General features: G+C 36.5%; 10 protein-coding genes. All 10 read left to right on the top strand.

Going from position 1 to position 10,575, the window contains the following annotated elements; genetic code table 11:
- The first annotated feature begins 5 nt into the window (after positions 1 to 5).
- The 10 genes from ACTTKP_RS04655 to ACTTKP_RS04610 all read left to right on the top strand — a co-directional run bounded on the left by ACTTKP_RS04655 (position 6) and on the right by ACTTKP_RS04610 (position 10,344).
- Positions 6 to 1,349, top strand: a complete 1,344-nt coding sequence (locus tag ACTTKP_RS04655; RefSeq protein WP_442552739.1) for a DegT/DnrJ/EryC1/StrS family aminotransferase — start codon at positions 6 to 8, stop codon at positions 1,347 to 1,349.
- 271 nt (positions 1,350 to 1,620) lie between these two features.
- Complete coding sequence (locus tag ACTTKP_RS04650; RefSeq protein ID WP_442552736.1) at positions 1,621 to 1,869, top strand: helix-turn-helix domain-containing protein; 249 nt, start codon at positions 1,621 to 1,623, stop codon at positions 1,867 to 1,869.
- A gap of 107 nt (positions 1,870 to 1,976) precedes the next feature.
- On the top strand, positions 1,977 to 3,413 hold the full coding sequence (gene clpX, locus ACTTKP_RS04645; protein WP_442552735.1) for an ATP-dependent Clp protease ATP-binding subunit ClpX: 1,437 nt from the start codon (positions 1,977 to 1,979) through the stop codon (positions 3,411 to 3,413).
- A gap of 11 nt (positions 3,414 to 3,424) precedes the next feature.
- Positions 3,425 to 3,892 carry a hypothetical protein gene (locus ACTTKP_RS04640; protein ID WP_442552734.1) on the top strand — a complete coding sequence of 156 codons (468 nt, stop codon included), beginning with the start codon at positions 3,425 to 3,427 and terminating at the stop codon, positions 3,890 to 3,892.
- Between the two features lie 105 nt (positions 3,893 to 3,997).
- The gene (gene rpmE / locus ACTTKP_RS04635; RefSeq protein WP_023354429.1) at positions 3,998 to 4,204 is read left to right on the top strand and encodes a 50S ribosomal protein L31; all 207 of its coding nucleotides are present in this window, start codon (positions 3,998 to 4,000) and stop codon (positions 4,202 to 4,204) included.
- Positions 4,205 to 4,314: 110 nt separating this feature from the next.
- Entirely contained in the window at positions 4,315 to 5,385 is a 1,071-nt protein-coding gene (locus ACTTKP_RS04630) for a DUF1385 domain-containing protein (protein ID WP_442552733.1), read from the top strand.
- Positions 5,385 to 6,233 carry a peptide chain release factor N(5)-glutamine methyltransferase gene (gene prmC / locus ACTTKP_RS04625; protein WP_442552732.1) on the top strand — a complete coding sequence of 283 codons (849 nt, stop codon included), beginning with the start codon at positions 5,385 to 5,387 and terminating at the stop codon, positions 6,231 to 6,233. Before ACTTKP_RS04630 ends, prmC begins: the two co-directional genes overlap by 1 nt.
- A 15-nt stretch (positions 6,234 to 6,248) precedes the next feature.
- Positions 6,249 to 6,419 carry a hypothetical protein gene (locus tag ACTTKP_RS04620; protein WP_442552731.1) on the top strand — a complete coding sequence of 57 codons (171 nt, stop codon included), beginning with the start codon at positions 6,249 to 6,251 and terminating at the stop codon, positions 6,417 to 6,419.
- Positions 6,420 to 6,502: 83 nt separating this feature from the next.
- Positions 6,503 to 7,576, top strand: coding sequence for a peptide chain release factor 1 (prfA, locus tag ACTTKP_RS04615; protein ID WP_442552730.1), 1,074 nt, complete (start codon positions 6,503 to 6,505; stop codon positions 7,574 to 7,576).
- 35 nt (positions 7,577 to 7,611) lie between these two features.
- Entirely contained in the window at positions 7,612 to 10,344 is a 2,733-nt protein-coding gene (locus ACTTKP_RS04610) for an EAL domain-containing protein (protein WP_442552729.1), read from the top strand.
- The last annotated feature ends 231 nt before the right edge of the window (positions 10,345 to 10,575 follow it).

Raw genomic sequence — 10,575 nt, 5'->3', positions numbered from 1 at the left:
TGGAAATCAGAAAATTTGAAAATAGAATATGGCTTTCTTCTCCTACAATGCATGGAGAAGAACAGGAGTTTGTAAAGGAGGCATTTGATACAAACTGGGTTTCTACAATAGGTAAAAACTTAGATGAACTTGAACAAGGAGTCTGTAAATATCTCGGTGGTAGTCTTCATAGCGTAGGTTTGGCATCAGGAACAGCAGCACTTCATCTGGCTTATAAGTTAGCAGGAGTTAAGGAAGGGGATAGGGTATTCTGTTCGGACTTAACATTTTCGGCAACAGTAAACCCGGTATCTTATGAGAAGGGGGAGCAGGTATTCATTGACAGTGAGTATGAAAGCTGGAATATGAGCCCTACAGCACTTCGTAAAGCCTTTCTTAAGTATCCAGATACAAAATGTGTAGTGGTGGTGGACCTTTATGGAATGCCTGCAAAACTTGATGAGATAAGGTCTATATGCGATGAGCATGGAGCTGTACTTGTAGAAGATGCGGCAGAGTCTTTTGGTGCAGGATACAAGGGGAAAAAGACAGGTACTTTTGGTCATTATAATGTAATCAGCTTCAATGGAAATAAGATAATAACCACATCAGGCGGCGGAATGCTTATTTCTGAAAATGAAGCAGCCATTAATAAGGCTAAGTTTTGGTCTACTCAGGCAAGAGAGCCTTATCCTTGGTATCAGCACCAGGAGCTTGGTTATAATTACAGACTGTCAAATATCCTTGCAGGTATCGGAAGAGGTCAGCTGCTTCACCTGGATGAACATAAAGAGAAGAAAAAAGAGATTTATGAACGTTATAAAGAGGGGTTAAAAAATCTTCCTCTTCAGATGAATCCTATACTTGAGGGTGCAGATCCTAACTATTGGCTTTCCTGTATTATAATAGATAAGGATGCTATGGCTCCTCAGGACAGAAGTCGTTTTATACCGAATTATGAAGGTGATAAGACGGGTGGAACAAACTCATTTGCCGTGAGAGATAAAAATTTTATTGATAAAGCGTTAAGCCCTATTGAAATTTATAAGAGAGCAAAGTATAATAATCTAAATTTTGGTGATAAACTTTATATAAGTGAACGAGGTAAGACATCACCGGAGGAAATAAGGGAGGTGCTTGGAAAGCATAATGTAGAAAGCAGGTCGATATGGAAGCCTATGCATTTGCAGCCATATTTCAGAGAGAAAGATTTTATTACTGAAAAAGGAAGTGTAAGAGAACTTGAAGAAAACTTTGTTGATGCAGGTTCTGATATCTTTGACAGGGGACTCTGCCTGCCAAGTGATATTAAAATGATCAAAGAGGAACAGGACATAATTATAGAGCTGATAAAGAGCTGTTTTATCTAAAGAAAATCATTTAAAAATAAGGCCAAGTTGGTATTTGCTTGTTGCCATAATTGCACCCTTGTATATTTTGACGAATAAACTGATAAATAAAGTGCAATTAATAAGTAAGATTAATATTGACTTTATAAGAATTAATGATAATCTAAAGCTAGATATATGTACTCGGATCTAATTCTTTAAAATTAACTTAATCTAAAATACCTATTAGCAGACAGTATTTCTAAATACAGGAAATATAGGAAACTTTGAAACCTGAGATTAAGTAAAAGAGGTGATTATTATAATTAGTTATGATGGATTTTGGGAGGTTTTAAAGGAGAGAGGGATTTCGCAGTATAAACTAATAATGCAACATGGAGTTAGTAATTCGCAGCTCAACCACATAAGAAAAGGCGGACATATAACCACGGCAACAATAAATAAGTTATGTAAACTGTTGGACTGTGAGATAAGTGATATTGTAGCATATGTTCCTGATGGGGATGAAAAGGAACTTGAGAATAAACAGGGGATGGAATAAAACCATCCCTTGTTTTCTTTTAAAACAGCACACTTGCAATCTATTATTCAAAGAGTTATACTATCTATATTTAAAGTAAAACCCATTATTGAAGAAGAGGATTTAAAATGACAGAAGAAATTTGCTATATATGTAGAAGGACTGAAAGTAAGGTGGGTAGTATGCTTCATTTGCCACCAAACATAACTATATGTAATGACTGTATGCAAAAAACACTCAATGCTTTTAATGCATCTCCAATGTCAGAGTATTTTAATATGGCAGAGTTCAAGCCGGATAATAAGGAACCGGAAAAACCTGTTCCAAAAGAGCAGGAAAAGGAAGATGCTGAAGATAAGGAAAAGAAAGAAAAAGATACAAAGGCGGAAAGCAGTAGACAAAATCCTCCTATGTTCAGTTTCGGCTTTTTGCCGGAGATGTTTCAGGGGCAGAGCAATTTAAAAAAGAAGAATAAGAAGAAAAAGAAAAAGGCGGAAATAGATTTTAATAATATTCCTGCTCCACACATAATAAAGGAAAAACTGGATGAGTATGTTATAGGGCAGGAAGTAGCTAAGAAGCAGATGGCTGTTGCTGTTTATAACCACTATAAGAGGGTGGCTGCTGAAAAAGAAAGAAAAGAAGAAGATATAGAAATAGAGAAGTCCAATATGCTTATGCTTGGACCTACAGGAAGCGGTAAGACTTATTTAGTAAAAAACCTTGCAAGGCTTTTACAAGTGCCTATTGCTATTACAGATGCTACTACACTTACAGAGGCAGGATATATAGGTGATGATGTAGAAAGTGTGCTTAGTAAGCTGCTTGCAGATGCAGATAACGATGTGGAGGCGGCAGAACATGGCATAGTATTTATAGATGAAATAGATAAGATTGCAAAGAAGAAGAATACACATAGCAGGGATGTGAGCGGTGAGGCTGTACAGCAGGGACTTCTTAAGCTTTTGGAAGGTTCGGAGGTAGAAATACCTGTAGGGGCTACCAATAAGAATGCTATGGTACCTATGGCTGCTATAAATACAAGGAACATACTCTTTATCTGTGGCGGAGCTTTTCCGGATCTTAGCGAGATAGTGAAAAGGAGGCTGAATAATCAAGCTGCAATAGGGTTTAAGGCTGACCTTAAGGATAAGTATGATAATGATAAGAATATACTAAGTAAGACGAGTACGGAAGATTTGAGAAAGTATGGTATGATTCCTGAGTTTTTAGGAAGGCTTCCTATAGTGTTTGCGGTAGAAGAACTTGATAAAGATATGCTTATAAGGGTGCTTTCAGAGCCTAAGAATGCAATTTTAAAACAATATGAAAAATTACTGGAACTGGATGAAGTTAAACTTGAATTTTCTGCAGATGCTAAAGATATTATTGCAGAGAGGGCGCTTGAGAGAAAGACGGGAGCGAGGGCTCTTAGGGCAATCATAGAGGAATTTATGTTAGATATAATGTATGAAATACCTAAGGATAATAATATAGGTAAAGTTATAATTACCAGGGATTATATAGAGGGCAAGGGGAGTCCGATAATAGAATTAAGAGTGTGATGGAGGTGTTTATGGGAGATATAAGTACTAAGAAAATACATATTTCGGAAGCATTTAGAACGAGTGTAATAGCCGTTGACAACTATAGCAGTGCGGATTTTTCCGGAAAACTATATAATCCGTTTTATACTCAATGTGTTCAGATAAGAAGTTTTCAACAGCTTATAAAGGAATTGGATTCACTTATGGATGAAATAGGCTGCCCTATGAGCGGAATGGAAAAAAGGAGTTTTACAAAATATTCACATCCGGATTCAAGAACCTTATTTCTTACAGATAAAGACCATGCTTCTAAGGGGAAGATGGCAACATTTGCCATAAGAATACAATATAGAAATAATGCCAGTTGGCAGGGGACAGTCAAATGGCTTGAAGGAGATGCTGAGGAATATTTTAGGAGTGTGCTTGAACTTTTTTGGCTGATTGACAGTGCACTGAGTACTGAATGCAGTGGGCGTTATGAGGATATTTCGAATTAGAAGAAGTATCTTGCAAATAAGATATTACTGTGTTATAATGATAGAGTTGTTTATATTAGATAGATTGGCAAAATCCAATCAGATTAGTGAGGAAGGTGAATAATTATGAGAGAAGGAATCCATCCAGAGTATCATGAGTGTAAGGTAGTATGTAACTGCGGTAATGAATTTACTACAGGTTCAACAAAAGAATCTATCCATGTTGAAGTATGCTCAAAGTGTCATCCATTTTACACAGGACAGCAGAGAGCTGCATCAGCTCGTGGTGCTATTGATAAGTTCAATCGTAGATACGGAATCAAGCAGGACTAATACAGGAAAAGAGAGACTGTCGCAGGAAGACGAGAGCGTCAACATAGCAGAAAATGTTATGGAAAGACGGAATCACCGATGCGATGGTCTTATTTTTTTAGGAGGACTTTATGGGAGCTTTTGGGATGAGCGGACAGGCTGTTCTTGAAGGTGTATTGATGAAAAATGCAGATAAATATGCAGTAGCAGTCCGCAAACCTGATAACGACATTGAAGTGACAGTAGAGAGATTCAACAATGTTTCAAGAGGAAAAGGACTATTAGCAATGCCTTTTATAAGGGGGATTGCGGACTTTATAGAGGAATTATATTTAGGGATAAAAAACTTTTCTGCTCTTGGTAAGTTTTATGAAGAGCAGGAAGATGGAGGAAAAACTTCTGATAAAAACGGTAACTTACAGCTGCTTGTTGCAATATCATTAATCTCACTTGCGATAGGACTGTTCCTTGTTTTGCCATATGGAATTAATGCTGTTTTGGGGAGTTTTGTTGGGACAGGTTCATTAAGGATATTATTCGAGGGGATAATAAGATTAGTGCTGTTAATTTTATATGTAATCTTAATTTCCACATTTCCGGAAATTAAAAGGATGTATATGTATTTAGGAGCAGGACATAAGACTCTAAACTGTTTTGAGAAAGGAATTCCATTGACAGTTTCCAATGTTAGGAGGATGAGCAGACAGTACTATAGATGTGGTACCGTATTCATCTTTACAGTAATTTTGGTAAGCTTAATTTTATTTATGTTTGTAAGGGTTGAAAACAGCCTGATTAGAATTTTTGTAAGGCTGTGTATTGTGCCGTTAGTAGCAGCCCTTGTCTATGAAGGCAGGGAAATTTTGCTAAATGGCAGGAATATGGTTACAATTTTTCTTAACCTTCCGCTCTTATTGGTACATGGAATTGCTTCCGATGAACCGGGAGAAGAGATGATAGAAGTTGCCATAAAGGCGGCAGCAGTTCTTGACAGTAAACAGGTGGCTGAAACAGAACCACAAAAACAAAAACAAGTGACAGTTCAGGAAGATAAGTGGTATAAGAATAATAAACCTCTACTTGTTGAGACAGGCAGGAAGAGTGAGAAAGTCGTTGGCATGAAAACATCGTCAGAAGATGATGAAATAATGAATGCATTTAATCATTTTTTTAACAGTAAAAATAAAGGTAAAAGGAAATAATGGATGCTGAAAAACTTAGTTATAGAGAACTTATTAAAACAGGAACTGATAAACTGAAAGAAGCAAATATAGAAGAGGCGGAAACAGATACATGGTATTTGCTTGAAGCAGTTTCAGGACTTAGTAGAGCTGAGTATTTTTTGCGTTCTGAATATGAAGCGGATATTGATGAGGTAGAGGAATTCTTGAGGCTTATAGAGAGAAGGAGCAAGAGAATCCCTCTTTCTTATATACTTGGAAATAGAGATTTTATGGGATTTACCTTCAAGGTGAATGAGGATGTGCTGATACCGGAACAGGAGACTGAGCTTTTGGTCGAAGAAGTATTAAAATGCTGTGATGATAAAAGTGTACTGGATTTATGTACCGGCTCAGGCTGTATTGCTATTTCTATAAGTCTTTTGGGCAAACCGAGTAAAATAGTTGGACTGGATATTTCTAAGAGAGCTTTGGAGGTGGCAAAGGAAAATGCTCTGCTCCTGAAAGCCTCTGCTGTGGATTTTTTACAGAGTGATTTGTTTGATAAGATAAATGAAAAATTTGATATCATAGTTTCTAATCCACCATATATAGAAACAGATGTAATTGAGAAACTGCAGCCTGAAGTTCGTGATTATATTCCAAGGCTGGCACTGGACGGTGATAAAGACGGATTGAAATTTTATAGAAAAATTTCTGAATCCGCTCCTAAATATTTAAATAAAAATGCTGTAATTTTCTATGAAATAGGATATAATCAAGGCGGTGAAGTTTCTGATATTTTATATGGCAATGGGTTTACGGATATTAGGATAATTAAGGACTACTCAGGTTTAGACAGGATAGTTATGGCGAATTTTAAGGGATGAAAATAGGAGGATGCCATGAGGTATAGGATTGAAAGAGATTCTATGGGAGAAGTAAATGTTCCTGAAAAAGCTTTGTGGGGAGCACAGACAGAACTAATATGTTTTTCGGGTAAAAAAAGGGTGAAGGATGCAGTGGCAAAAGCCACAGTTAAGGCAGCAAAAAAGACAGGTGTAACCGTAATGTAACAGTTTTAGTGTACAATAAGTATTGGTTTCGTAGTAAGGTAAGATAACTATGTTATTATTTTAACAATTAGGAAGGAAAATAGATGTTTGAGAGTATTGAAACGCTCGCAGGAAGATATAAAGAAATAACTGATGAGCTTGCTTCAGGGATGGCAGCTTCTGATCCGAATAAGTTTAGAAGTCTTATGAAGGAGCAGGCAGACCTTCAGCCCATAGTTGAAAAGTATAAAGAATATAAGGCTAATAATGAGCAGATTGAAGACTGTCTTAGAATGATAGCAGAAGAAAGTGATCCTGAGATGAAGGAGCTTGCAAGGGAAGAACTTGCAGAGGCAAAGGCGGCTGTGCCTGTTTTTGAACAGGAGCTGAAGGTGCTTTTGATTCCAAAAGATAAAAATGATGATAAGAATGTTATAGTTGAAATAAGAGCAGGTACAGGCGGAGATGAGGCGGCTATATTTGCTTCAGAGCTTTATCGCATGTATTGTAAATATGCAGAAAATAATCGCTGGAAACCTGAGATTTTGAGCTTTAATGAAAATGGGCTGGGAGGCTTTAAGGAAGTGACCTTTCTTATAAATGGAAAGGGAGCATTTTCAAAGCTCAAATATGAGAGCGGAACCCACAGGGTACAGAGAGTTCCTGTAACAGAATCTAATGGGAAATTACAGACTTCTGCTGCCACGGTAGCTATTTTACCTGAGGCAGAGGAAGTAGATGTTACCATAGACCCTAATGATATTAAGTTTGATGTGTTTCGGGCTTCAGGAAATGGAGGACAGTGTGTAAATACTACTGATTCAGCTGTAAGGCTTACGCACATACCGACGGGGATAGTTATTTCATGTCAGGATGAGAAGTCGCAGCTTAAGAATAAGGATAAGGCCATGAAGGTACTTCGTTCTAGGCTATATGAACTTGAGTGTGAAAAGGCACATGCTGCAGAAGCTGCTGATAGAAAGAGTCAGGTAGGAAGTGGAGATCGTTCTGAAAAAATCCGTACTTATAATTTTCCTCAAGGAAGGGTGACAGACCATAGAATCAAGTTTACTACACATAATATAGATGGAGTTATGGGAGGAGATTTAACGGAAATAATTGAAAATCTAATAGTTGCAGACCAGACTGAGAAACTTGCGGCCATGGGCGAAATGTAAATTTTTAATAAAAAGCTTAAGGGAGTAAGGTTGTTATGAGTAAAGAAGGACTGAATTTAAAAGATACTTCCCCTATTACTGAGTATTTAGGCAAACTATTGTGGGATTCATTGACTGATGGTTCAAATATCAATATTGATGATTTGATGAAATTTTTAGGTGAAATCTGTCGCTGTGAAAGAACATATGTTTTTGAAATAGACTACGGTAATGGGACGATAAGCAATACATATGAATGGTGTGCTGACGGAATAATTCCTCAGCAGGAATTACTTCAGAATGAGAGCATTTCAGTAGTAGATTATTGGATTGAGATGTTTAAACAAAAAAAGCCTATAATAATACCGGATGTAGAGACAATAAAGGCTGAATATCCGCAAATGTATGCTACACTGAAACCTCAGGATATACATTCACTTATATCAGTACCGATCTATCTTCATAAAAAACTGGTGGGATTTTTAGGAATAGATAATCCTGAAAGCTTATGGGAAGAAGAACTAATATCGCTCCTGTATAGGATAGGTGCACTTTTTTCGTATGTTATAAGACATAGAAACCTTGAGGAGAGAGTGGAATATGATAAGTATCATGACCCTCTTACTCTGGCACTTAATAAAAAAGCACTGGAACTTGATTTTAAGAAAAGTGAAGTTTGGAAACAGTTGGGAATAGTTTACTGCGATCTTTCTGAACTTAAAACTACCAATGATGAGCATGGTTTTGAAGAAGGCGATGTAATGATATGTCGCTGTAATGACTTTTTAAAAGAAATTTTTAATACTTACAGCATTTACAGAATAGCAGGAGAAAGATTTGTAGTTGTATGTGTGGATATAAACAGTGCATATTTTGAAGAACTTATATCGCAGTTTGAGGGTGAAATCAATAAGAGAAAATATAGAATGGTGTTTGGTTCATATTGGACAAATGAGTTTCCGCTCAATCCATACGAGGCTTTGGCTGAGGCTGAGAGTATATTACGTAAAAATAAAGCAATATATTTTAGTAAGCCTGATCCTCGCTCAGGTAAAATCCGCGACAGGAGGGCAGGTGGAAGTGATAATTTCTTAGATAACTTTAATGATACACACACCAGTTTGCTTTACCGCTTTATAGAAAATAATTACTTCAGTTTGGATGTATTCTTCAAGTCAATGGCAATGGGTGAGAACTATCCATATTTTGGAGATTTGCAAAAAGATGCATGGTATCTTTCGGATAGTATGAAGGAGAACTGGGGTTTTGAAAACAATGTAGTACATGACCTTTTGAACAGATGGAAGAAGTTTATCCCGTATAAAGAAGACTTAGAACTTTATGAAAATGATATAGAAGAGCTGCTTAAGCTTAAGAAAAATGTACATGACCTTATATACAGGGTTGTGGATAAGAGCGGAGAAGAATTTTGGATTCGCTGTTTCGGTTACATAAAGTGGGACGATGCAGGTGAAAAACCGTTATTTTTCTGCGGTCATGTATCCAGACTAAATCATGCCTTTGATACCGACCCTATAACAAACTTCCCTAGAGAAAAGGCGGCAATGCGTGATATAAGTACTATCTTTTATAACAAGAAAAAGGCTTTCTTCTTATGTTTTCGCCTGAATGGATTTGGAGAGATAAATGAGATAAGAGGCAGAAATATAGGAAACAACTTGTTAAAAGATATAGCTACAGGTCTTTTAAAGAATTTTGATAGTAACATACAGTTTTATAGGCTTGATGGATTACGTTTCCTACTTATGGTTTCTGAAAAATGTGAAAAGGGAGCGAAGGAAATATCTAAAGAGATAAAGAAAATAATAGGTGATTTATATTCTGAATATAACCTCCCTATCCGCTATCCATGTGGAGTAGGAATCTTAGGAGAATTAGACTCAAATATGTCGGTAATTGAGATAATGACAGATGTTAGCAGCGTGTTAGACATAGCTAAAAATAAGCCTGAAATAGATATAATATATTCGGAGCAGACTTTAAGTGATCATCGTGAACAGAAACAGATGGTGCTTGAAATAGGCAGGGATGTTGCCAATAATATGAATAATTTTAGGGTAGTTATGCAGCCTATAGTTTCGTCTAAAACCCATCAAATAGTGGGAGGAGAGATGTTACTTCGCTGGAAGTATCTTGGACAAAATATTTCGCCAATGATATTTGTGCCTATACTTGAAAAGAATAATCTGATGCCTACTGTAGGTAAGTGGATATTCAAGCAAGCTGCTAAACTTTGTAAGAGGATAAATTCATATCTTCCTGATTTTTACTTAGACTTTAATGTGAGCTATTATCAGATAAAAGATGAAACCTTACTTCCTTATATGGAGAAAATACTTAAAGACTATGGTATAGATGGAAACAGGTTGGTAATGGAACTTACAGAAACACATTACAATGATGACCCTGTAAAGCTTTTGGAATTTGTTGAAAGCTGTAAGAGAATGAATATAAGGATGGCACTTGATGACTTTGGTGTGGGATATTCTTCTTTAGAAATGTTGCTTAAATATCCGGCAGATATTGTTAAGCTGGATCGTAGCATTATGAAGAAAATGTCGGATTCATCGGACAGCAAGATATTTATGGAAACTATAGTTTCTGCTTGCCATAACTTTGATAAGCTGGTTTGTGTAGAAGGAGTTGAAACAGAAGCAGAGCTTAAGATAGTTACTGAGGCAGGATGTGATACAATTCAAGGTTTCTATTTCTATAAACCATTAGAAATACAGGATGTATATAATAGTTTGGTAAATTTGGATAAATAAAAGATTAAGGCTGGCGGGTAAATAATGTACTTGCCAGCCTGTTTGTATATCACAATAAAAATAAACCACCGGCTATGCCGGTGAGTTCCCAAATAGCTTTAGCTTCAAGAAAAGACCTCCTGTGGTATAATAAGTACAGGTTTGGCGACCGCACAACAATAATACCGATAGTGTCAACTAAAATATGAAAAAATATTAGTAAGAAAAAAGCACTTTCACACCTTTAAAACT

Origin of the sequence: Catonella sp., assembly GCF_052169795.1 — a bacterium.
Classification (GTDB): domain Bacteria; phylum Bacillota; class Clostridia; order Lachnospirales; family Lachnospiraceae; genus Catonella.
This window is presented reverse-complemented; position numbering and strand designations above follow the sequence as displayed.